The 23084-nt window shown below is 33.8% G+C and carries 36 protein-coding genes; 2 read left to right on the plus strand and 34 right to left on the minus strand.

Annotation, left to right across the window (positions count from 1 at the left end):
- The first annotated feature begins 114 nt into the window (after window positions 1–114).
- Window positions 115–1617: a sodium:solute symporter gene (locus ACKVOV_RS00315; RefSeq protein WP_409204797.1), complete on the plus strand. Its 1503-nt coding sequence runs from the start codon at window positions 115–117 to the stop codon at window positions 1615–1617.
- A gap of 183 nt (window positions 1618–1800) precedes the next feature.
- Here the strand turns inward: ACKVOV_RS00315 and ACKVOV_RS00320 are convergent, their stop codons facing one another.
- Window positions 1801–2166 (minus strand): CoA-binding protein, encoded by a 366-nt coding sequence (locus ACKVOV_RS00320; protein ID WP_409204798.1) that lies wholly within the window; start codon window positions 2164–2166, stop codon window positions 1801–1803.
- Window positions 2167–2290: 124 nt separating this feature from the next.
- On the opposite strand from ACKVOV_RS00320, the gene ACKVOV_RS00325 reads away from it, so the two are divergent.
- Window positions 2291–2914 carry a MarC family NAAT transporter gene (locus ACKVOV_RS00325; protein WP_409204799.1) on the plus strand — a complete coding sequence of 208 codons (624 nt, stop codon included), beginning with the start codon at window positions 2291–2293 and terminating at the stop codon, window positions 2912–2914.
- Between the two features lie 63 nt (window positions 2915–2977).
- Here ACKVOV_RS00325 and ctlX read toward each other — a convergent pair whose 3' ends face one another.
- The 33 genes from ctlX to rplC all read right to left on the minus strand — a co-directional run bounded on the left by ctlX (window position 2978) and on the right by rplC (window position 23068).
- Complete coding sequence (gene ctlX, locus ACKVOV_RS00330; protein ID WP_409204800.1) at window positions 2978–3913, minus strand: citrulline utilization hydrolase CtlX; 936 nt, start codon at window positions 3911–3913, stop codon at window positions 2978–2980.
- A gap of 66 nt (window positions 3914–3979) precedes the next feature.
- Window positions 3980–4894, minus strand: a complete 915-nt coding sequence (locus ACKVOV_RS00335; protein ID WP_409204801.1) for a dimethylarginine dimethylaminohydrolase family protein — start codon at window positions 4892–4894, stop codon at window positions 3980–3982.
- Window positions 4895–4973: 79 nt separating this feature from the next.
- Complete coding sequence (locus ACKVOV_RS00340) at window positions 4974–6257, minus strand: citrate synthase (protein ID WP_409204802.1); 1284 nt, start codon at window positions 6255–6257, stop codon at window positions 4974–4976.
- Window positions 6258–6612: 355 nt separating this feature from the next.
- Window positions 6613–7902, minus strand: a complete 1290-nt coding sequence (gene eno / locus ACKVOV_RS00345) for a phosphopyruvate hydratase (RefSeq protein WP_409204803.1) — start codon at window positions 7900–7902, stop codon at window positions 6613–6615.
- A gap of 88 nt (window positions 7903–7990) precedes the next feature.
- Window positions 7991–9100, minus strand: coding sequence for a glutamine-hydrolyzing carbamoyl-phosphate synthase small subunit (carA, locus tag ACKVOV_RS00350; protein ID WP_409204827.1), 1110 nt, complete (start codon window positions 9098–9100; stop codon window positions 7991–7993).
- Between the two features lie 292 nt (window positions 9101–9392).
- The gene (gene rplQ, locus ACKVOV_RS00355; RefSeq protein ID WP_409204804.1) at window positions 9393–9881 is read right to left on the minus strand and encodes a 50S ribosomal protein L17; all 489 of its coding nucleotides are present in this window, start codon (window positions 9879–9881) and stop codon (window positions 9393–9395) included.
- Window positions 9882–9943: 62 nt separating this feature from the next.
- Window positions 9944–10936 (minus strand): DNA-directed RNA polymerase subunit alpha, encoded by a 993-nt coding sequence (locus tag ACKVOV_RS00360; RefSeq protein WP_091476831.1) that lies wholly within the window; start codon window positions 10934–10936, stop codon window positions 9944–9946.
- Window positions 10937–10960: 24 nt separating this feature from the next.
- Complete coding sequence (rpsD, locus tag ACKVOV_RS00365; protein WP_409204805.1) at window positions 10961–11566, minus strand: 30S ribosomal protein S4; 606 nt, start codon at window positions 11564–11566, stop codon at window positions 10961–10963.
- Between the two features lie 91 nt (window positions 11567–11657).
- On the minus strand, window positions 11658–12041 hold the full coding sequence (gene rpsK, locus ACKVOV_RS00370) for a 30S ribosomal protein S11 (RefSeq protein ID WP_091476829.1): 384 nt from the start codon (window positions 12039–12041) through the stop codon (window positions 11658–11660).
- Window positions 12042–12049: 8 nt separating this feature from the next.
- Window positions 12050–12424 (minus strand): 30S ribosomal protein S13, encoded by a 375-nt coding sequence (gene rpsM / locus ACKVOV_RS00375; RefSeq protein ID WP_026706258.1) that lies wholly within the window; start codon window positions 12422–12424, stop codon window positions 12050–12052.
- Window positions 12425–12426: 2 nt separating this feature from the next.
- Window positions 12427–12543 carry a type B 50S ribosomal protein L36 gene (ykgO, locus tag ACKVOV_RS00380; protein WP_008992256.1) on the minus strand — a complete coding sequence of 39 codons (117 nt, stop codon included), beginning with the start codon at window positions 12541–12543 and terminating at the stop codon, window positions 12427–12429.
- Window positions 12544–12546: 3 nt separating this feature from the next.
- Window positions 12547–12762: a translation initiation factor IF-1 gene (gene infA, locus ACKVOV_RS00385; RefSeq protein WP_011963449.1), complete on the minus strand. Its 216-nt coding sequence runs from the start codon at window positions 12760–12762 to the stop codon at window positions 12547–12549.
- A gap of 1 nt (window position 12763) precedes the next feature.
- On the minus strand, window positions 12764–14110 hold the full coding sequence (secY, locus tag ACKVOV_RS00390) for a preprotein translocase subunit SecY (RefSeq protein WP_409204806.1): 1347 nt from the start codon (window positions 14108–14110) through the stop codon (window positions 12764–12766).
- 11 nt (window positions 14111–14121) lie between these two features.
- Complete coding sequence (rplO, locus tag ACKVOV_RS00395; RefSeq protein WP_409204807.1) at window positions 14122–14574, minus strand: 50S ribosomal protein L15; 453 nt, start codon at window positions 14572–14574, stop codon at window positions 14122–14124.
- A 12-nt stretch (window positions 14575–14586) separates the two neighbouring features.
- On the minus strand, window positions 14587–14769 hold the full coding sequence (rpmD, locus tag ACKVOV_RS00400; RefSeq protein ID WP_027310825.1) for a 50S ribosomal protein L30: 183 nt from the start codon (window positions 14767–14769) through the stop codon (window positions 14587–14589).
- 12 nt (window positions 14770–14781) lie between these two features.
- Entirely contained in the window at window positions 14782–15306 is a 525-nt protein-coding gene (gene rpsE, locus ACKVOV_RS00405) for a 30S ribosomal protein S5 (protein WP_091476826.1), read from the minus strand.
- Window positions 15307–15312: 6 nt separating this feature from the next.
- Entirely contained in the window at window positions 15313–15663 is a 351-nt protein-coding gene (gene rplR / locus ACKVOV_RS00410; protein ID WP_011963454.1) for a 50S ribosomal protein L18, read from the minus strand.
- An 11-nt stretch (window positions 15664–15674) separates the two neighbouring features.
- A complete protein-coding gene (rplF, locus tag ACKVOV_RS00415) occupies window positions 15675–16220 on the minus strand; it encodes a 50S ribosomal protein L6 (RefSeq protein WP_409204808.1) in 546 nt (181 codons plus the stop codon).
- Window positions 16221–16236: 16 nt separating this feature from the next.
- Window positions 16237–16635 (minus strand): 30S ribosomal protein S8, encoded by a 399-nt coding sequence (gene rpsH / locus ACKVOV_RS00420; protein ID WP_409204809.1) that lies wholly within the window; start codon window positions 16633–16635, stop codon window positions 16237–16239.
- A gap of 134 nt (window positions 16636–16769) precedes the next feature.
- Window positions 16770–17039, minus strand: a complete 270-nt coding sequence (rpsN, locus tag ACKVOV_RS00425) for a 30S ribosomal protein S14 (protein ID WP_026707007.1) — start codon at window positions 17037–17039, stop codon at window positions 16770–16772.
- Window positions 17040–17042: 3 nt separating this feature from the next.
- On the minus strand, window positions 17043–17594 hold the full coding sequence (gene rplE, locus ACKVOV_RS00430) for a 50S ribosomal protein L5 (RefSeq protein WP_091476818.1): 552 nt from the start codon (window positions 17592–17594) through the stop codon (window positions 17043–17045).
- A gap of 2 nt (window positions 17595–17596) precedes the next feature.
- Complete coding sequence (gene rplX, locus ACKVOV_RS00435) at window positions 17597–17911, minus strand: 50S ribosomal protein L24 (RefSeq protein WP_409204810.1); 315 nt, start codon at window positions 17909–17911, stop codon at window positions 17597–17599.
- Window positions 17912–17923: 12 nt separating this feature from the next.
- Window positions 17924–18292, minus strand: a complete 369-nt coding sequence (gene rplN / locus ACKVOV_RS00440) for a 50S ribosomal protein L14 (protein WP_409204811.1) — start codon at window positions 18290–18292, stop codon at window positions 17924–17926.
- A 2-nt stretch (window positions 18293–18294) separates the two neighbouring features.
- The gene (gene rpsQ, locus ACKVOV_RS00445; protein ID WP_409204812.1) at window positions 18295–18555 is read right to left on the minus strand and encodes a 30S ribosomal protein S17; all 261 of its coding nucleotides are present in this window, start codon (window positions 18553–18555) and stop codon (window positions 18295–18297) included.
- An 18-nt stretch (window positions 18556–18573) separates the two neighbouring features.
- Window positions 18574–18765, minus strand: a complete 192-nt coding sequence (rpmC, locus tag ACKVOV_RS00450) for a 50S ribosomal protein L29 (protein ID WP_409204813.1) — start codon at window positions 18763–18765, stop codon at window positions 18574–18576.
- Window positions 18766–18776: 11 nt separating this feature from the next.
- Window positions 18777–19202: a 50S ribosomal protein L16 gene (gene rplP / locus ACKVOV_RS00455; RefSeq protein WP_011963463.1), complete on the minus strand. Its 426-nt coding sequence runs from the start codon at window positions 19200–19202 to the stop codon at window positions 18777–18779.
- Window positions 19203–19221: 19 nt separating this feature from the next.
- Window positions 19222–19983 (minus strand): 30S ribosomal protein S3, encoded by a 762-nt coding sequence (gene rpsC, locus ACKVOV_RS00460; protein WP_409204814.1) that lies wholly within the window; start codon window positions 19981–19983, stop codon window positions 19222–19224.
- 5 nt (window positions 19984–19988) lie between these two features.
- Complete coding sequence (rplV, locus tag ACKVOV_RS00465; RefSeq protein ID WP_091476813.1) at window positions 19989–20399, minus strand: 50S ribosomal protein L22; 411 nt, start codon at window positions 20397–20399, stop codon at window positions 19989–19991.
- A gap of 6 nt (window positions 20400–20405) precedes the next feature.
- Complete coding sequence (rpsS, locus tag ACKVOV_RS00470) at window positions 20406–20684, minus strand: 30S ribosomal protein S19 (RefSeq protein ID WP_007136562.1); 279 nt, start codon at window positions 20682–20684, stop codon at window positions 20406–20408.
- A gap of 6 nt (window positions 20685–20690) precedes the next feature.
- Window positions 20691–21515 (minus strand): 50S ribosomal protein L2, encoded by an 825-nt coding sequence (rplB, locus tag ACKVOV_RS00475; protein WP_011963466.1) that lies wholly within the window; start codon window positions 21513–21515, stop codon window positions 20691–20693.
- Between the two features lie 9 nt (window positions 21516–21524).
- Window positions 21525–21815: a 50S ribosomal protein L23 gene (gene rplW, locus ACKVOV_RS00480; protein WP_409204815.1), complete on the minus strand. Its 291-nt coding sequence runs from the start codon at window positions 21813–21815 to the stop codon at window positions 21525–21527.
- A gap of 6 nt (window positions 21816–21821) precedes the next feature.
- Window positions 21822–22451, minus strand: a complete 630-nt coding sequence (gene rplD, locus ACKVOV_RS00485) for a 50S ribosomal protein L4 (RefSeq protein WP_409204816.1) — start codon at window positions 22449–22451, stop codon at window positions 21822–21824.
- Window positions 22451–23068, minus strand: a complete 618-nt coding sequence (gene rplC / locus ACKVOV_RS00490) for a 50S ribosomal protein L3 (RefSeq protein WP_409204817.1) — start codon at window positions 23066–23068, stop codon at window positions 22451–22453. Before rplC ends, rplD begins: the two co-directional genes overlap by 1 nt.
- Window positions 23069–23084: the final 16 nt, after the last annotated feature.

The following is a 23084-nucleotide window of genomic DNA, read 5'->3' on the forward strand; positions in this document are numbered from 1 at the left end:
GTAATTCCGTTATCTTTTAAAAAGACAATAATCTTATTGTTGTTTTCAAATAAACAAATAACAAATCTACAAATAAACATTTTTTTGTATTTTGCAACAAATAAAACTACCACAATGACGCCATTTGCCATTCTATCACTTATTATAGTTTACTTCGGAATCTTATTTTTTATCTCTCATGTAGTGAGTAAAAAAGACAGCGGGAATGATGCTTTTTTTAAAGCCAATAAAAACTCAAAATGGCATCTCGTTGCTTTCGGAATGATAGGAACAGCATTATCTGGCGTAACTTTTATATCGGTTCCGGGAGAAGTTGGAAATCCTGATTTGCAATTCAAATATTTTCAGTTTGTATTAGGAAATGCCATTGGGTTTATCATCATTGCAAAAGTATTGCTCCCATTATATTACCGAATGAATCTGACTTCTATTTACGGATATATAGAACAACGATTGGGTATTGTGAGTTATAAAACTGCCGCAACTATTTTCTTAATCAGTCGCACGATTGGTTCTTCTTTTAGATTGTATCTCGTTGTTATTGTTTTACAACGTTATGTGTTTGATTATTATAAAATTCCATTCGCTTTTACTGTTATGGTGTCGTTATTATTAATTTTTGCGTACACCTATCGTGGTGGACTAAAAACCATTATTATTACCGACACTTTACAAACTTTTTTCTTGGTTTCATCAGTATTTCTAACAATATTTTTTATTTGTAGAAGTTTAGATTTTAATGTTTTTACTGCTTTTGAAGAAGTAAAAAACAGTAATTATTCTAAAATATTTTTCTTTGACGATTACAATAAAGGCAACTATTTCTGGAAACAAATTCTTGGCGGAATTTTTGTAACTATTGCCATGGTTGGACTAGATCAGGATTTAATGCAAAAGAATTTAAGTTGCAAAAACATTGGTGAAGCACAAAAAAACATGTTTACTTTTACAGGCATTTTTGTCATCATAAATATTTTCTTTCTAAGTGTTGGTGCCTTACTTTATTTGTATGCCGAGAAAAACGGAATTGCCGTTCCTAATGATTTAATCACGGGAAAACCAAGAACCGATTTGTTATTTCCCGAAATTGCCTTTCATCATTTAAGTATTGTTCCCGCAGTTGTTTTTTTACTTGGACTCACAGCCGCAACATTTGCCACTACCGATTCTGCTCTAACTGCTTTAACAACTTCGTTTTGTGTCGATTTTTTAGGAATGGATAAAACCGAAAACTTAAACAAACCTAATATTGTAAGAACACGCCATTTGGTTCATATTGGATTTTCTTTTTTGATGTTTTTAGTGATTATCGTTTTCAATTCCTTAAACGACAAATCTGTAGTTACTATGATATTTAAGGTAGCCAGTTATACTTACGGACCGCTTTTAGGACTGTATACTTTTGGATTATTTATGAAAACAAAAACGGTTCATGACAAATTAGTTCCTTTTATTTGCGTCATTTCTCCCTTAATTTGTTTTTTTATTAGTACCAATTCCTCCCTATTATTTGGCGATTACGTGATAGACAATGAACTTATTATTATAAATGGATTAATCACTTTTATTGGATTATTATTAATTAGTAAACCGGCTACGAAGGAGACGAGATTTTAAACAAAAATACCTGTCAGGTTTTGAAAACCTGACAGGTATTTTTTATATACTGACTTTCTTAGAAATCAATTCAAACCTAAAACTATCGATAAACTTAGCCCTGATAGTAGTGGAAATACTTTTCCTTTTTTCTTTAAAAAGGAAAAGATTGCAACGGATAGCAGGAATAGCTCCTGAAAAAAATTAATACTGATTTGTAGCCAATAAAACTAACGTGCAAGCTTCCTCTACTTTGATCCCATTTGCTTTTAGCAACTGATAAAACTCAGGATTTTCGGTTCCTGGATTAAAAATAACACGCTTAGGTTTGGTTTCTAATATATAATTGTAATAATCGCGCTGACGTGTTGGATTAAGATAAAGTGTTACGGTATGAATATTGGCTAACGGAATATTTTTTGTCCTAATATTTATTCCCGCAACTTCTCCTGCATTCTGACCTATAGCCATTACCGAATGCCCTTTTTCGACCAACATCGTAATTGCCTTAAAAGCGTATCTATCTGGTTTTGTTGAAGCACCAAGTACCAATGTTTTTTTATTACTCATTTATATTTTTTTTTTACAAAAGTACTCAAAATTGTGGCTTTCCCTAAAAATATATACCTTTATACAATATTGATGTTTTCGTAATAACCGAAAAAATCTAAACATTTACCTTTACAAAAAAACAATGGAATTATTTATCTACCTCTTCTTCGCTTTATTTTCTGTACTAAATCCAATAGGAACAATACCCATTTTTGTAGGACTTACGCAACATGACGAGAAAAAAGAACGTTCTAGAATCTCTCTTTGGACATCGATAAATGTTTGTATTATTTTGATAATTTCTTTTTTTGTAGGTCAATATATTCTTTCCTTTTTTGGGATTACAATAAATGCGCTGCGAATTACTGGTGGAATTATAATTGCGAGTTCTGGTTTTTCTTTACTTTCTGGAAAATTTAGCAAAAAAAGAGGTATCGGCAAAAAAGTTAAATCTGATGTTGAAAATAGAAATGATATTGCACTAACACCTCTAGCCATGCCTATGCTTGCTGGTCCAGGATCTATATCATTATTAATAGCTTTTTACCAAGAGCATCACACAAGTAATGAAATGATTATCTCATCGATATCAATTATAGCAGTGTCCTTAAGTATTTATTTGGTTTTAAGAAGCGCACATTATCTTTCTAAAATACTAGGTGCATCAGGAATTGTAGCTATTTCTAGAATTGTAGGATTCTTAACTATTGCTATTGGAGTTCAATACATTATTAGTTCTATATTGAGTATCGTAAGAGGAATTTAGTTTAATTTTCAAATTACGAATTACGAGAAAATCATAATTCGTAATTTGAAACTCATAATTTACTTATTCTTTTGGCAAGAAAATTTCAGCCATCATGCAGCGTGCACTTCCTCCGCCACAAGCTTCAATAGTATCTAAACTTGAGCTAAGAATTGTAATATGTTCTTCTAATTGTGAAATTTGCTTTTTAGTTAAACTTTTATGTGCCGATGCGCTCATAATTAGATAACGACGTTCGTCTGCTCCTTGTAATTCGAGCATATTACCTGCAAAATTATTCATTTGATCTTCTGTGATTAGAATAATTTCTTTCCCATCAGATTTCAAACTATCAAGAACCATTTTTCGTTCTTTCTTGTCATCTATACAATCCGCACAAATAACTGCAAAAGTATCCGCTACACACATCATAACATTTGTATGATAAATGAGTTTTCTTTCGTTTCCTACTGTTTGAAAAGCTTCGAAAATAACAGGTGTATATTCGAAATCTTCACAAAATTCTATAAATAATTCCTCATCTGCACGAGGTGATAGCGCACAATACGCTTTGTCATTTTCTCTATCTAAAACAATACTACCTGTTCCTTCTAAGAAAAAACCATCTTCTTCTGCCGAAGAATAATCCATAATTTCATTAACTACAAAACCTTTATCTTCAAGAATATCTAAAATTTCTTCACGACGTTCTAATCTTCTGTTTTCGGCAAACATTGGATATAAAGCTACATCTCCATTTTCGTGAAAAGAAATCCAATTGTTTGGAAAAATTGAATCTGGAGTGCTTGGTTCTAGTGTATCATCAACCACAGTCACATCGACACCAACCATTCGTAATTTATTCACGAAAGTATCAAATTCTTCTTGTGCTTTTGTATTTACAGTTTCTGACGACAAACCATCTATTACTTTTTGGTAATAATTATTTACAGCCGTTTGTTCGTTCATACGAAACGCAACTGGGCGAATCATTAGTATGGAGTTTGTAGTTTGTTTCATTTTTATATTTTATTTAAAAGTTTAAAGTTTAAGGTCATTTTGTAAACCTTAATCTTTAAACAAAATCTAATCTCTAATTAATGGCAAAGTTGAGCAACGCAACAATCCTTCTTGTTTGGCAATTTCAGCATACGGAATTTCTTCGACCGTAAATCCGTTATCACGAAGCCAATTATTTAATCTTGTGAAGCTTTTCTCGGAAACAACAACATCCAGCGCAATAGAAAACACATTCGAATTCATACTATACATCTCATCTCGAGTGATATGAAATAGGTTTTCTTTTCCAAAAAGATTCACTAAAAACATATAATCTGCCTCTTCACGGAAACCGCTTTTATAAATAATCCCTTTGTTTTTTCCTACTGGCTGAAAACAACAATCTAAATGCAAAGCATTATCACGAGCTTCAATTTTAGATTTTACGAGGTCAAATTCTTTAACTATTTTATTTGGAAATAAATTTTTAATATAATTTACTCCAGCCATATTTGTACGTGCGGTAATGTAGTCTTTATAATCTGAACCCTTGTAAGTCCCTATAAAAATATAATCATTATACAATATAACATCACCACCTTCAATATGCACCTCTTCTGGTGGACGAACCACTTTTGCAGGATCTATTTGATCAATTATATACTGAATTGCATCTAACTCTCTTTCTCTATCAGGAAGAATATTGGCTTTAATAAAAATATCATCTATAACAAAACCTATATCTCTGGCAAAGATTTGATTATAGTTTTCAATCATTTCAGGGCGATACACTTTTACATCGTATTTTTGAAAAACCTGATTAAAAGCTTCCATTTCGGCAATCATATCTTTTTCAATAGGATATGTTCCTGCTAGAATATGCTCTAGCGATTTGGGATCATAAGCTTCATCAGCTGTTGGTGTTGGTCCATTATTTATTGCAGACCCTAATACAACTGTTCTTAATCTTGAAGATTCGTTTTTTACATTTAATTGTAGCATAAAATAGCTTTTGGCTTGTGAGCAAATATAAAAAAAGCTTCTCGATTAAGAGAAGCTTTTTATTTAAATTATTAAGAAATTATCGTTTTTCTACAGGAACAAAATCTCTTAATGGATGACCTGTATAAACTTGACGAGGACGACCAATAGGCTCTTTGTTTTCGCGCATTTCTTTCCATTGCGCTATCCAACCTGGAAGACGACCAATTGCGAATAATACTGTAAACATATCCGTAGGAATTCCTAAAGCTCTGTATATAATTCCAGAATAGAAATCGACATTTGGATATAATTTTCTTGATACAAAATATTCGTCTACTAGAGCTGCTTCTTCTAATTTTTTCGCAATTTGAAGAATTGGATCATCAACACCTAAAGTTCTTAAAACTTCATCGGCTGCTTTTTTGATAATTTTTGCTCTTGGGTCAAAATTTTTGTACACTCTATGTCCGAATCCCATCAAACGGAATGGATCTTCTTTATCTTTTGCTTTTGCTAAATATTTATCTGCATCACCTCCATCTTTCTGAATATCTTCTAACATTTCTAGCACAGCTTGATTTGCTCCACCATGAAGTGGCCCCCAAAGTGCCGAAACACCTGCTGATATTGAAGCAAATAATCCTGCATGTGAAGAACCTACCATTCTTACTGTTGAAGTAGAACAATTTTGTTCATGATCTGCATGAAGTATAAATAATTTATCTAATGCTGCTACCACAACTGGATTTGCAGAATAAGGTCCTGTAGGCAATCTAAACATTAATTGCATAAAATTCTCTACATATCCTATTGTATTATCATAATAATTTAAAGGATAACCCATACTTTTTCTAAATGTCCATGTTGCAAGAACTAAGAATTTACCCATAGTTTTACAAACAGCTTCGTACATTTCTTTTTCATTATCTACATTAACTACTTTTGGATTAAATGCTGTTAATGCGCTTGTTAATGAAGACAAAACACCCATTGGATGTGCTGTTTTAGGAAAACCATCTATGATGTTTTTCATTTCTTCATTTACCAAAGTATATTTATGAATATTAGTTTCAAAACGTTCTAACTCTGCTTTTGTAGGTAATTCACCAAAAATAACAAGGTAAGAAACTTCAAGAAAATCAGCTTTGTCAGCTAAATCTTCGATTGAATATCCTCTGTAACGAAGAATTCCTTCCTCTCCATCTAGGAAAGTTATTTCTGATTTACAAACACCCGAGTTTTTATAACCTGGATCCATAGTAATGGCTCCTGTTAAATCTCTTAGTTTGCTAATATCTATAGCTACTTCGTTTTCACTTCCTGTTATTGTTGGGAATTCGTACTTTTTGCCATCAATTTCTATTGTTGCTGTATTTGACATAATATAATTTGGGAATTTATCTAAAATATTTAATTTAACAAAGCTATGAAATTCCTTACTAAATAAAAAAGATTTACGGTAACGTTTTCGTTAAATAATTAATAAAAATCATTTTATTTTAAAATCGACAGCTTAATTAAACTGATTTTAGAAGATTTAGAACTCTAAAAGCTCATTTTTAGTTCATTTCATCTAGCCCAGATTGAGGCGGAAAGCTACGAAATGAAAAAAAACTAGTTTTTCTTGCAACAACAGAGCGACCATAGGAAGCTCCTGTTGTTGTTTAGAAAAATAGTTTTTTTTTTTAATGAGTACCTGAAGCGAAAAGCGGGATTAGCTTCAAATTGCAATAATTTTATTTTTTGAATGCTCTTTCTCCTGGGAAAAATGCCACTTCGTTTAACTCCTCTTCGATACGCAATAATTGATTGTATTTTGCCATACGATCAGAACGAGAAGCAGAACCTGTTTTTATTTGTCCGCAATTTAATGCTACTGCCAGATCAGCAATTGTGTTGTCTTCAGTTTCTCCAGAACGGTGAGACATTACTGAAGTATAACCAGCGTTGTGCGCCATATTTACTGCCGAAATAGTTTCTGTTAATGTTCCTATTTGATTTACTTTTACCAAGATAGAATTTGCAATTCCTTCTGAAATTCCTCTTGACAAACGAGTTACATTGGTTACAAATAAATCATCTCCAACGAGTTGTATTTTGTGTCCGATTTTTTCAGTTAGGTATTTCCAACCTTTCCAATCATCTTCGTACATTCCGTCTTCGATAGAAATAATTGGATATTTTGAAGCCAATTCGGCTAAATAATCTGCTTGTTCTTCTGATGTTCTGATTTTTCCTGTCGCTCCTTCAAACTTTGTATAATCATATTTTCCGTCTACATAAAATTCTGAAGCGGCACAGTCTAAAGCAATCATAACGTCGCTTCCAAAAGTATACCCTGCACTTTCAACAGCTTTTTTGATTGTATCTAAAGCGTCTTCGGTTCCACCAGCTAAATTAGGTGCAAAACCCCCTTCGTCACCTACTGCTGTAGATAAGCCACGATCATGAAGTACTTTCTTTAAATGATGAAAAATTTCTGTTCCCATTTGCATGGCTTGTGTAAAAGAAGTCGCTTTTACTGGTATGATCATAAATTCTTGGAATGCAATTGGTGCATCAGAATGCGAACCCCCATTGATGATATTCATCATAGGAACAGGTAATGTATTTGCAGAAACTCCACCTATATATCTATATAAAGGCAATCCTAATTCATTTGCAGCAGCTTTTGCAGCAGCAAGCGAAACTCCTAGAATAGCATTTGCTCCAAGATTAGATTTATTAGGCGTTCCGTCTAAATCGATCATTATTTTATCAATTAGATTTTGCTCAAAAACAGAAGTCCCAAGCAATTCTAATGCAATTTTTGTATTTACATTTTCAACTGCTTTCAAAACTCCTTTTCCAAGATATGCTTTTCCGCCATCACGCAATTCCATAGCTTCATGTTCGCCAGTTGATGCTCCAGATGGAACTGCTGCGCGTCCTAAAACACCATTTTCAGTTACTACATCAACCTCGATAGTTGGATTTCCTCTTGAATCGAAAATTTGTCTTGCGTGAATTTTGATAATTATGCTCATTATTTTTATTTTAAATGTTGAATTACAAATATATTCTAACTTTTATATTGATTTTAATAAAATAACTAATCTTATTAACGATAACGTTTTAGTTTTTTGAAAGTTTTATATTTTCGATAAAATCATCAAATAAATAACTAGAATCATGTGGTCCAGGACTTGCCTCTGGATGATATTGTACTGAAAAACAGTTTTTGCTTTTCATGCGCATACCTGCAACTGTTAAATCATTAATATGCAAATGTGTAATTTCTAAATCAGGATGATTATCTAATTCTTCTTTATTAACAGCAAATCCGTGGTTTTGAGAAGTTATTTCACCTTTACCTGTTACTAGATTTTTAACTGGATGATTTATACCTCTATGTCCGTTGAACATTTTATAAGTTGAAACACCATTTGCTAAGGCAATTACCTGATGTCCTAAACATATTCCGAAAAGCGGGTTGTTATTTGAAATAATTTCTTTAGCAACAGAAATTGCACTTTCAAGAGGATCTGGATCTCCAGGTCCATTAGATAAAAAATAACCATCTGGATTAAATTCCTTTAAATCTTGATAAGTTGCATTGTATGGAAATATTTTGATGTAACAATCTCTTTTAGCTAGATTACGGAGAATATTGGTTTTAATTCCTAAATCTAAAGCTGAGATTTTATATTTTGCATTTTCATTTCCATAAAAATAAGGAGTTGTAGTAGATACTTTTGAAGCTAATTCTAATCCTTTCATGTCAGGAATTTGCGCTAATTTCTTTTTTAGTTCTTCTACAGAAGTTCCGCCGGTAGATATTACAGCATTCATTGCTCCGTTGTCACGAATGTAACTTACAAGTGCTCGAGTATCGACATCGGAAATACAAACTAAATTTTGCTTTTTGAAATAATCAAATAAGTTACTTTCGGAATTTGGTCGAGAATGAAAATCAGAGAAATTTTTGCAAACCAATCCTGAAATCATGATTTTGTCTGATTCTGTTTCATCAATATTCACACCATAATTTCCTATGTGTGCATTAGTGGCAACCATTATTTGTCCAAAATAAGACGGATCAGTGAATATTTCTTGGTAGCCTGTTGTTCCTGTATTAAAGCATACTTCTCCAAACGTGGTACCGCTTATTCCGATAGATTTTCCGTGAAAGATAGTTCCATCACTTAGTAATAAAATTGCTGTTTGTTTTGTTGTGTGTTGCATTGTATTGTTTAGTTGTGGTGCAAAAATAAAGTTTTTTTTCTTAAACTGTATGGAATCGATTGAGGAAATATAATATTCAAGCATTCGAAAATTCTTTTAACTCTGATATCCCGATAGCTATCGGGAGTTAAAATCCTTTATATATCTTCAGGTTTATAAAACCTTCGAGACGTATAAAGATTATAACGTCAGTAGGAATGTGATTTGCTTGTAAGCTCAAAGAATTCAATCCAAAAAAAAAGGATAAACTAGTAAAAGTTTATCCTTAAATATTTATGAACTGAATGTCATATTATTCTGCACTATCAGTAGTTTCTTCAGCAGTTGCAACTGGAGCATCAGTAGCAGGCTCAGCTTTTTTAGCTTTTCCACCACGACGGCTTTTAGTTTTCACTTCTTCTTTCTTACCACCGTTGTATAGTTCGTTGAAGTCTACTAGTTCGATCATTGCCATATCAGCATTATCTCCTAAACGATTACCTAATTTGATAATACGTGTGTATCCTCCTGGACGATCACCTACTTTAGCTGCTACATCTCTGAACAAGTCAGTTACTGCATATTTGCTACGTAAGTAAGCGAAACATATACGACGATTGTGAGTTGTATCGTCTTTAGATTTTGTTATAAGCGGCTCAACAAATTGTTTAAGCGCTTTTGCTTTAGCAACAGTAGTGTTAATACGTTTGTGCTCTATTAGAGAACAAGCCATATTGGCTAACATAGCTTTTCTATGTCCAGTTTGTCTGCTTAAGTGATTGAATTTCTTTCCGTGTCTCATGACTATTTTTTTAAACCTTCATCTTGCTTCAATCCTCTTTGGAGAGCAAAATATGAAGTAATTTATTCTTTATCTAATTTGTATTTCGCTAAATCCATTCCGAAAGTTAAATTTTTAATAGCTACTAGTTCGTCTAGTTCTGTTAAAGATTTTTTACCAAAATTACGGAATTTCATTAAGTCATTTTTATTGAATGATACTAAGTCTCCTAATGTATCAACTTCAGCTGCTTTTAAGCAATTTAATGCTCTTACAGAAAGATCCATATCAACAAGCTTAGTTTTAAGCAATTGTCTCATATGCAATGACTCTTCGTCATAAGATTCTGTTTGAGCTATTTCATCAGCTTCAAGTGTAATTCTTTCGTCAGAAAACAACATGAAATGGTGAATTAGTACTTTTGCAGCTTCAGTAAGAGCGTCTTTAGGATTAATAGATCCGTCAGTTTTTATTTCAAAAACTAATTTTTCATAATCTGTTTTTTGCTCAACACGGAAGTTTTCAATTGCATACTTCACATTCTTTACTGGTGTAAAGATAGAATCGGTAAAAATTGTACCAATTGCAGCATTTTGTTTTTTGTTTTCCTCAGCTGGAACATATCCTCTACCTTTTTCGATAGTCATTTCCATGTTAAGGTTCACTTTACTGTCCAAGTTACAAATTACCAATTCTGGATTTAATACTTGAAAACCAGAAATATATTTTTGGAAATCACCAGCAGTAATTTGATTTTTTCCTGAGATTGCAAGTGTAACAGATTCGTTATCGATATCTTCAATTTGACGTTTGAAACGTACTTGTTTAAGATTAAGGATAATTTCTGTAACATCTTCAACAACTCCAGAAATAGTTGAGAATTCGTGATCTACACCTTCTATACGAATAGATGTGATTGCGTAACCTTCTAAAGCAGAAAGTAAAACTCTTCTAAGTGCGTTACCAACTGTCAATCCGTAACCAGGTTCTAAAGGTCTGAATTCAAACTTACCTTCAAAATCGGTTGAATCGATCATGATAACTTTATCGGGCTTCTGAAAATTAAATAATGCCATAAATTATAAGACTGATGTCAATTATTATTTGTTGTACAATTCGACGATTAGTTGTTCTTTAATATTTTCTGGAATTTGCAATCTTGCAGGAACAGAAACAAAAGTTCCTTCCATTTGAGCATTATTCCATGTAATCCACTCATAAACATGACTTGAATTTGATAAAGAACGGTCGATAGCTTCTAATGATTTAGATTTTTCACGAACAGCAACTTTGTCACCAGGTTTTAAATGGTATGAAGGTACATTTACAAGTTCACCATTTACAGTCACGTGTCTGTGAGAAACGATTTGTCTTGCTGCTCTTCTAGTTGGAGCAATACCCATTCTAAAAACTACGTTATCTAAACGCGCTTCACATAATTGCAAAAGGATTTCACCAGTTACACCTTTTGAAGCTGCAGCTTTTTTGAATAAACCTCTAAATTGTTTTTCTAAAATTCCGTAAGAATATTTAGCTTTTTGCTTTTCCATTAACTGGATAGCAAATTCAGATTTTTTTCCTCTTTTTTTAGCCATCCCGTGTTGTCCAGGTGGATAATTTCTTTTTTCGAATGATTTATCATCTCCGAAAATAGCTTCGCCAAATTTACGAGCTATTCTTGTACTTGGACCAGTATATCTTGCCATTTCTAAAAATTAATTAAGGTAGAGATTATGAATTCAGGTCATATCCTTCGATAATCTAAAATTCTACCTAGTTATACTTATTACTATAAAATTATACTCTACGTCTTTTAGGAGGACGACATCCGTTGTGAGGAAGAGGTGTAACATCGATAATCTCTGTTACTTCAATTCCAGCATTGTGTAAAGATCTGATAGCAGACTCACGTCCGTTTCCTGGTCCTTTTACATATACTTTCACTTTTTTCATCCCAGCTTCCATCGCTACTTTAGAACAATCTTCAGCAGCCATTTGAGCAGCATACGGAGTGTTCTTTTTAGAACCTCTAAAGCCCATTTTACCAGCTGACGACCAAGAAACAACTTCACCTTTTTTGTTTGTCAAAGAAATGATGATGTTATTAAAAGTTGCACTAATATGAGCTTCGCCTGTTGACTCTACTATAACTTTACGTTTTTTTGTACTTGCCTTAGCCATACTACTTATTATTTAGTTGCTTTTTTCTTGTTCGCAACAGTTTTTCTTTTACCTTTTCTAGTTCTAGAATTGTTCTTAGTTCTTTGACCTCTTAATGGAAGTCCAGATCTATGACGAATTCCTCTGTAACATCCAATATCCATTAAACGTTTAATGTTTAATGAAACTTCTGAACGCAATTCTCCTTCAATTTTGAAAAAAGATACTGCCTCACGGATACCACCGATCTCGTCATCATTCCAATCTTGTACTTTTTTGTCTTGACTAACTTGAGCTTTTTCTAAAATCTCAATAGCTCTGCTTCTACCTATTCCGAAGATATAAGTTAATGCAATGACACCTCTCTTATTTTTGGGAATATCTACCCCTGCTATTCTTGCCATAATTATCCTTGTCTTTGTTTAAATCTAGGATTCTTTTTGTTAATAACGTACAATCTCCCTTTTCTACGTACAATCTTGCACTCGGGGCTTCTCTTTTTTACTGATGCTCTTACTTTCATTTTTTAGTATCTATAAGTAATTCTTGCTTTTGACAAATCGTAAGGACTCATTTCAAGTTTCACTTTATCACCAGGTAATAATTTGATGTAATGCATTCGCATTTTTCCTGAAATGTGAGCGATAACGATATGCCCATTTTCTAATTCAACACGGAACATCGCATTTGATAATGCTTCGATGATAGCTCCGTCTTGCTCTATTGCTGATTGTTTTGCCATATTAAGCTATTGCTTTTCTGTTTTTACCACTTTTCATTAAACCATCATAATGCTTATTTAACAAATATGAATTAATTTGTTGAACTGTGTCTATTACAACACCAACCATAATTAATAATGATGTACCTCCAAAAAAATGTGCCCATTGCGACTGAACACCCATTAAACTTACCACAATAGCTGGGAACACAGCAAGTAAAGCAAGGCATAATGAACCTGGAAATGTTATCAAAGACATAATATGATCTAAAAAATCTGCAGTTTCAACACCTGGCTTAACACCCGGTATGAATCCACCACTTCTTTTTAAATCATCTGCCATTTTATTAGTAGGAACTGTAATTGCGGTGTAAAAGTACGTAAAAATAACGATTAACAAAGCAAATAATAAATTATACTCCCAACCAAATACATTTTGAAATCTTGAAGCTAATGATTGCGCAGTTTCAGATTTTGACAATCCTGCAACTGCAGCTGGTATAAACATAATTGCTTGCGCAAAAATGATTGGCATAACTCCCGAAGCATTTAGCTTTAATGGAATAAATTGTCTGTCCCCACCTAGTAAATCTTGTTCTAAATCTCCTGTTACAGAACGACGAGCGTATTGAACTGGAATTTTACGAACCGCCATAACTATAAGAATACAACCAATAATTACCAGTAACCAAAGAATAATTTCAAGAACAATTAACATTATTCCTCCAGTATTATTTGTTGTTACAGATGAAAACTCTTGAATAAATGCTTGAGGCATTCTAGCAAGAATTCCGGCCATAATCAGTAATGATATACCGTTACCTATTCCTTTATCAGTTATTTTTTCACCTAACCACATGGCAAATATTGTACCTGTAGTTAATATTACAACTGAAGAGAATAAAAATGAAAAAGAATTAAATCCTAATAAGAAAGCATCTGCTGGCAAAGTTCTGTACAAGTTATAAATATAACCTGGTCCTTGAACTAATGTAATTCCAATAGTTAACCATCTTGTAATTTGATTCATTTTTTTTCTTCCACTCTCTCCTTCTTTTTGAAGTTTTTGCAAATAAGGAATAGCAATTCCCATTAACTGAACTACAATAGAAGCTGAAATATAAGGCATAATTCCCAAAGCAAAAATTGATGCTTTAGAAAAAGAACCTCCTGTGAAAACATCAATTAACCAACCAATACCTTTATCAGTTTGTGATGTTAAATTAGCTAATTTAGCTACGTCAATTCCAGGTAATGGAATTTGTGCACCAAAACGATAAACTAACAGAAATCCTAATGTAATTAGGATTCTGTTTTTTAGTTCCTCAATTTTCCAAATGCTTTGAAACGATTCAATAAATTTTTTCATCGTTTAGAAAATTACAATTCTATAGCTTCTCCTCCAGCAGCTTCAATAGCAGCTTTTGCAGTAGCAGTAAATTTATGTGCACTAACTTTTAATTTTGCTTTGAGCTCACCTCTACCTAAAATTTTAACAACTTCAGTTTTAGTAGCTAAACGGTTTGTAATAAATACTGTCATATCAACAGTATCAGTGACAATACCATTATCAACAAGTAATTGAAGATTATCAAGATTCACACCTTGATATTCAATTCTGTTAATATTTGTGAAACCAAACTTAGGAACACGTCTTTGAAGTGGCATTTGCCCTCCTTCAAAACCAATCTTTTTAGAATACCCAGAACGAGATTTTGCTCCTTTGTGACCTCTTGCAGAAGTACCACCTTTTCCAGAACCTTCTCCTCTACCTAATCTTTTATTTTGATTATGTGTTGAACCTTCAGCTGGTTGTAAATTACTTAAATTCATAACAGTGTTTGGTTATTTAGCTTCTTCTACAGAAACTAAGTGTTTAACTTTGTTTATCATCCCAAGGATAGTTGGATTTGAATCATGCTCTACAACTTGACCCATTTTACGTAGACCCAAAGCTTCCAAACCTCTTTTTTGAGTAAGAGGACAGTTGATTTTGCTTCTAACTTGTTTTACTAATAATTTAGCCATAATTTCCTTGAATTAACCTTTAAATACTTTCTCTAATGAAATTCCTCTTTGTCTAGACACTGTATAAGCGCTTCTCATTTGCAATAATGCATCGAAAGTTGCTTTTACAACGTTGTGTGGATTAGAAGATCCTTGAGATTTTGATAATACATCGTGAATTCCTACAGATTCAAGTACCGAACGAACGGCACCACCTGCAATTACTCCAGTACCATGAGAAGCCGGCATTAAAAACACACGTGCTCCACCAAATTTACCTTTTTGTTCGTGAGGAACTGATTGTCCACTTAAAGGAATTTTCACTAGATTTTTCTTAGCATCTTCTACTGCTTTCGCAATTGCTTCAGAAACATCTTTAGATTTTCCCAATCCGTGTCCTACCACTCCATTTTCGTCTCCTACGACTACAATTGCAGAAAAACCGAAAGCTCTACCACCTTTTGTAACTTTAGTAACACGATTTACACTTACCAAACGATCTTTTAATTCAAGACCACTTGGTTTTACTAACTCTACGTTTTTGTATTTATGATACATAATTTCTTAGAATTTTAATCCGGCTGCTCTCGCACCTTCTGCTAATGATTTCACACGACCGTGGTATAAATAACCACCTCTATCGAAAGTAACTGTATCAATACCTGCTTTTAAAGCTGTTTCTCCAATTAGTTTCCCAACCGCAATTGCAACTTCAATTTTAGTACCTGTATTTACACCTTTTTCACGTGATGATGCTGTAGCCAGTGTTACACCGTTTACATCGTCAATAAGTTGAGCGTAAATTTCTTTGTTACTTCTGAATACAGATAAACGAGGTCTTGCAGCGGTTCCGCTAACAATTTTTCTAATTCTGTACTGTATTCTCTGTCTTCTATCAGATTTTGTTAATGACATAATCTTAATTTTTAAGCTGATTTACCTGCTTTTCTTCTTAATACTTCACCTACGAATTTAACACCTTTTCCTTTGTATGGTTCTGGTTTGCGGAAACCTCTGATTTTCGCAGCCACTTGACCTAAAAGTTGTTTATCGAATGAAGTTAATTTTACAATTGGGTTTTTACCTTTTTCAGATATTGTTTCTAAAGTAACTTCAGAAGCAATTTCTAAAACGATATTGTGAGAATATCCTAAAGCTAAATCAAGTTTTTGACCTTGATTAGATGCTCTATAACCTACTCCAACAAGTTCCAACTCTTTTGTAAAACCAGTAGATACACCAGCAACCATGTTATTGATTAAAGCTCTATACAATCCGTGTTGAGCTCTTTCTTGTTTGCTATCAGCAGCTCTTTCAACAATAACTTGACCTTCTTCAACTTTTACAGTTACATTGTTGGTATAGTTTTGTGTAAGTTGCCCTAATTTTCCTTTTACAGTAACGATAGAGTTATTAACTTCTACTGTTACTCCTGCTGGAATTGCAATTGGATTTTTACCTATTCTTGACATTTCTAGTAGTCTATTATTAGTATACGTAACAAATTACTTCTCCACCAACATTGAGTTGCTTAGCTTGTTTCCCAGTCATAAGACCTTTTGAAGTTGAAACTATAGCAATTCCTAATCCGTTAAGGATTCTTGGTATTGTAGAAGAACCTGAATACTTACGTAAACCTGGTTTACTAATTCTTTGGATATCTCTAATTACTGACTCTTTAGTAACTTTATCGTACTTTAGAGCAATTTTGATTGAACCCTGAACGGCGTTGTCTTCAAATTTGTAACTTAAGATATATCCTTGATCGAATAAAATCTTTGTGATTTCTTTTTTCATGTTAGATGCTGGAATCTCAACCACTTTGTGGTTTGCTTTCGTTGCATTTCTAACTCTCGTAAGATAATCTGCAATTGGATCTGTATACATTATGTATCAATTTGCGGTTATGGTTTTCACTTGACACTCATCAAACGAACCTTTAACCAGTTTATACTTGTTTAATTAAAAATCTCAAATTACAAATTTAAATAAATTTGTAATTTGAAACTCATAATTGAATTTTACCAAGAAGCTTTTTTAACTCCAGGTATCAATCCATTGTTTGCCATTTCACGAAATGTAACACGTGAAATACCGAATTGACGCATATACCCTCTTGGTCTTCCTGTTAATTTGCAACGATTATGCAAACGAACTGGTGAAGCATTCTTCGGTAATTTTTGCAAACCTACGAAATCTCCAGCTTCTAACAAAGCTTTTCTTTTCTCAGCGTATTTAGCTACCGTTTTTTCTCTTTTAACCTCGCGGGCTTTCATTGATTCTTTAGCCATGTCTTAATTCTTTTTAAAAGGTAAACCTAATTCAGTTAATAATGACTTTGCTTCTTTGTCTGTAGCAGCAGATGTTACGAAAGTAATATCCATACCTGAGATTTTATTCACTTTATCAATATCAATTTCTGGAAAGATAATTTGCTCAAGAACTCCTAAGTTATAATTTCCTCTTCCGTCGAAACCTGTAGCTTTAATTCCACTAAAATCTCTTACACGTGGTAAAGATGAAGTAACTAATCTATCTAAGAATTCATACATTCTTTCTCCACGAAGTGTTACTTTAGCTCCAATTGGCATTCCTTTTCTCAATTTGAAAGACGCAACGTCTTTCTTAGAGATAGTAGCTACCGCTTTTTGCCCAGTAATTTTCGTTAACTCTTCTACAGCATAATCGATCAATTTCTTGTCAGATACTGCTGCACCAACTCCTTTACTAATCACGATTTTTTCAAGTTTTGGAACTTGCATTACGTTTTTGTAACCGAATTCTTCCGTAAGAGCAGAGATAACTCTACTCTTATATTCTTCTTTTAGTCTAGGTATATAAGCCATTACTATAGTACTTGATTAGATTTTTTTGAAAATCTTACTTTCTTATCTCCTTCAACTCTAATTCCTACTCTTGTAGTTTCCTTAGTTTTAGGATCTATAAGAGAAATGTTAGATATTTGGATAGGAGCTTCTTTCTTAACGATACCACCTTGAGGGCTTTTCGCACTTGGTTTAGTATGTTTCGAAACCATGTTTACACCTTCAACTATCGCTTTATTTTTCTCACGATCTACCTTTACAACTTTACCTTCAGCACCTTTGTGGTCTCCAGCAATAACTCTAACGATATCTCCTGTTTTTATTTTTAACTTTATCATCTTAATAAATAATTAAAGCACCTCTGGCGCTAATGATACAATTTTCATGAATTGTTTTTCACGAAGCTCTCTTGCTACAGGACCAAAAACACGAGTTCCTCTCATTTCTCCAGCAGCATTTAACAATACACAAGCGTTATCGTCAAATCTGATGTAAGAACCGTCGGCTCTTCTCACTTCTTTTTTGGTACGTACAACAACTGCAGTTGAAACAGACCCTTTTTTAACGCTTCCGTTAGGGGTTGTATCTTTGATTGAAACTACAATTTTATCTCCAACAGATGCATACCTTCTTTTGGTACCACCTAATACACGGATAGTCAAAACTTCTTTTGCTCCTGTGTTATCTGCGACTCTTAGTCTTGATTCTTGTTGTACCATAATTATTTAGCTCTTTCAATGATTTCAACTAGTCTCCAACATTTAGATTTAGATAAAGGTCTTGTTTCCATGATCTTTACTGTATCTCCAACGTTACAGTCGTTTGTTTCGTCGTGCGCTACAAATTTCTTTGTTTTTAACACGAACTTACCGTATAATGGGTGTTTTACTTTGGTTACTTGTGCAACAACAATAGATTTATCCATTTTGTCTGAAGTAACAACACCAATTCTTTCTTTTCTTAAATTTCTTTTATCTTCCATCTTTCAGCAGAATACAATTTATAGTAGCTCTCTTTTGCTAATTTCAGTCGCAATTCTTGCTACTGAACGTCTTAAACTTCTTATTTGAAGTGGGTTCTCGATTGGCGAAATTGCATGAGCGATTTTTATATCGTTATACGTTTTCTTTAACTGAACTAATTTAGCTTGTAACTCAGCAGCAGATAGATCTTTAATTTCTGATTGTTTCATAATTATATTTATTATGCTTCGAAATCTCTAGCAACGACGAATTTAGTTTTACATGGAAGTTTTTGCGCTGCAAGACGTAACGCCTCTTTTGCAACTGACAAAGGTACTCCTCCAACTTCAAACATAATTCTTCCTGGTTTAACAACAGCAGCCCAGTATTCAACTGCACCTTTACCTTTACCCATACGTACTTCAAGAGGCTTCTTTGTTATTGGTTTGTCTGGGAATATTTTGATCCATAATTGACCTTCTCTTTTCATAAAACGAGTTGCAGCGATACGTGCAGCTTCGATTTGACGTGATGTTAAAAACATTCCATCTTCATGAACAGATTTAATTCCAAACATTCCATTTGAAAGTTCATGTCCTCTTTGAGAATTTCCTTTCATTTTACCTTTCTGTACCTTACGGTATTTTGTTCTTTTAGGCTGTAACATTTTTCTTTAATTTTAAAAATTACTTTCTTTTACGAGCGTCTGGTTTTCCACCTTTATTAAAAGGTTTTCTATCTCCTCTTGGAGAATCTCCACCTTTTCCACCACCAGTACCAGATTGTTTTTTATCCATACCTGCAAGCGGAGAAAGATCTCTTTTCCCATAAACTTCACCTTTCATGATCCATACTTTGATACCCATTCTACCATAAGTAGTATGTGCTTCAGCCAAAGCATAATCAATATCGGCTCTGAAAGTTGATAAAGGAACTCTTCCTTCTTTGAAACCCTCTGAACGTGCCATTTCAGCACCATTCAAACGACCAGAAATTAAAACTTTAATTCCTTCTGCATTCATACGCATAGAGGCTGCGATTGCCATTTTGATTGCTCTTCTGTATGAGATACGGCTTTCAATTTGACGACAAATGCTAGTAGCAACTAAAAATGCATCTAGTTCAGGTCTTTTGATTTCAAAGATGTTAATTTGAACCTCTTTGTCAGTAACTTTCTTAAGTTCTTCTTTCAACTTGTCTACCTCTTGTCCGCCTTTTCCAATAATAATACCAGGTCTAGCAGTAGTGATAGTAACGGTTACAAGTTTCAAAGTTCTCTCGATGATTACTTTTGATACACTAGCTTTTGATAAACGAGCGTGGATATACTTTCTGATTTTGTAGTCTTCAGCGATTTTATCACCGTAGTCATTACCACCATACCAGTTAGAGTCCCATCCTCTGATGATACCAAGTCTATTTCCAATTGGATTTGTCTTTTGTCCCATCTTTATTAATTTGCTTGTGTGTTATTAATAGATCCTAACACGATTGTTACGTGGTTAGAACGTTTTCTAATTCTGTGTGCTCTACCTTGTGGAGCTGGACGAAGTCTTTTCAACATCATTCCACCATCAACAGTGATAGTTTTTACAAATAAGCCTGCTTCTTCCATATTAGCATCAGGGTTTTTTGCTTGCCAGTTAGCAATAACAGATAAAACCAATTTTTCTAATTTTCTTGAAGCTTCTTTAGAGCTAAATCTTAATATATTAAGTGCTCTATCCACTTTCTGACCTCTTACCAAGTCCGCAACTAAGCGCATTTTTCTAGGTGAAGTAGGGCAGTTATTTAACTTTGCGAAGGCTAAAGACTTATTAGCCTCTTTTCTTGCGTCTGCTGTTTCTCTTTTACGAACTCCCATTGCTTCTTATTTTTTACCTTTATTTTTTGCTCCAGCGTGACCTCTAAACGATCTTGTTGGTGAAAATTCTCCTAATTTGTGACCTACCATATTTTCAGTAACATAAACAGGTACGAATTGACGACCGTTGTGAACTGCAATAGTTTGACCTACGAAATCTGGAGTAATCATAGATGCGCGAGACCAAGTCTTTACAACACCTTTGTTTCCACCTGCAATATTTTCTTGAACTTTCTTGTCTAATTTATAGTGTACGAAAGGTCCTTTTTTTAATGAACGTGCCATATCTTATTATTTCTTTCTACGTTCTACAATATACTTGTTACTTGGGTTTTTCTTAGAACGAGTTCTATAACCTTTAGCTGGGATACCATTTCTAGAACGTGGGTGACCTCCTGAAGAACGTCCTTCACCACCACCCATTGGGTGATCGACAGGGTTCATTGCAACTGGTCTTGTTCTTGGTCTTCTACCTAACCATCTTGTTCTACCTGCTTTACCAGATACAATTAATTGATGATCAGAGTTAGATACAGCTCCAATAGTTGCTGAACAAGTAAGCAAGATTAATCTTGTTTCACCTGAAGGCATTTTAATTGTTGCGTATTTCCCATCTCTTGCCATTAACTGAGCAAATGTTCCAGCTGAACGAGCAATAACTGCTCCTTGACCCGGACGTAACTCGATACAAGATATTACAGTTCCTAATGGAATTTTGCTTAATGGTAATGTATTTCCAATTTCTGGCGCTGAACCTTCTCCTGAAACTACTTTTTGACCAACTTGCAATCCATTTTGAGCAATAATATATGTTTTCTCTCCATCAGCGTAAGCTAATAAAGCGATAAATGCAGTTCTGTTTGGATCGTACTCGATAGATTTTACTGAAGCTGGAATTCCATCTTTAGTTCTTTTGAAATCGATAATACGATAACGCTGCTTGTGACCACCACCCGTATAACGCATGGTCATCTTTCCTTGACTATTTCTACCGCCTGAGTTTTTTATCGGTGCGATCAATGAACGCTCCGGCTTATCAGTCGTAATGGCGTCAAAACCATTAACAACTCTAAAACGCTGACCCGGGGTAATAGGTTTTAATTTTCTTACTGACATCTTATTTTATTAGATATTGTTGTAAAAATCGATTGTTTCTCCTTCTTGTACTTGAACAATAGCTTTTTTATAAGCATTTGTTTTACCAGTAATCAATCCACTTTTTGTGTATTTAGTAGATCTATCTGGACGCACATTCATTGTATTTATAGTAACAACTTTAACACCATAAGCAGCCTCAACAGCTTTCTTAATTTGTACTTTATTTGCTTTTTTGTCTACAACGAAGCCAAAACGGTTGAATACTTCACCTGCTTTGGTCATTTTTTCTGTTACGATAGGTTTAATTATGATACTCATGGCCTATTATTTGCTTAAATTTTCTTCAATTCCTTCTAAAGATCCTTCTAAAAGAACTAAATTATTTGCGTTTAATATCGCATAAGTACTTAATTCTGAGTTAGTTAACACATTAGACGCTTTTAAATTACGTGACGACAAATATACATTTTTATTTGAATCACCCAACACGAATAAAGATTTTTTATCTTCTAACCCTAACGCTTTCAAAACATTAATAAAATTTTTAGTGTTTGGAGCTTCAAATGTAAAGTCTTCTACTACTATAATATTTGCTTCTTGTGCTTTGATCGAGAAAGCTGATCTTCTGGCCAAACGTTTTACAGTTTTATTCAATTTGAATGAATAACTTCTTGGACGTGGACCAAAAACTCTACCTCCACCTTTAAACAATGGATTCTTTGCACTACCCGCACGAGCAGTACCAGTTCCTTTTTGTTTTTTTATCTTACGAGTACTTCCAGCAACTTCAGCTCTTTCTTTAGCTTTATGAGTTCCTTGTCTTTGATTTGCTAAGTATTGCTTAACATCAAGATATACCGCGTGCTTATTAGGCTCGATTGCGAAAACTGAATCAGAAAGTTGAACTTTTCTGCCAGTTTCTTTTCCGTTGATATTTAAAACTTTTACTTCCATTACTTCTGAATGATTACGTAAGAGTCTTTACATCCAGGAATACATCCTTTGATAACAAGTAGGTTCTTTTCAGCCACCACTTTTAAAACTCTTAGATTTTGTACTTTTACATTATCTCCACCCATTCTTCCAGCCATACGCATTCCTTTGAATACTCTAGATGGATAAGAAGAAGCTCCTACAGAACCTGGCGCTCTCAAACGGTTATGCTGACCATGAGTTGCTTGTCCAACACCACCAAAACCGTGACGTTTTACAACCCCTTGAAAACCTTTACCTTTTGATACACCCTGAACATCCACGAACTCTCCTTCAGAGAATAGATCTACAGAGATTACATCTCCTAATTTGTGCTCATTTTCGAATCCTTGGAATTCAACGACTTTTTTCTTAGCAACAGTTCCAGCTTTTTTAGCGTGACCTAAGTCAGCTTTAGTGGAGTGTTTCTCGTTTTTGTCATCGAAACCAAGTTGTAGAGCTTCATACCCGTCAACACCTTTGGTTCTGACTTGGGTAACTACGCATGGTCCAGCCTCAATAACAGTACAAGGAATGTTTTTCCCGTTCTCGTCAAAGATACTTGTCATGCCAATTTTTCTTCCGATTAACCCAGACATATTTAATTAATTATAA

The sequence above is a fragment of the Flavobacterium sp. genome (assembly GCF_046153165.1).
Lineage (GTDB): Bacteria > Bacteroidota > Bacteroidia > Flavobacteriales > Flavobacteriaceae > Flavobacterium.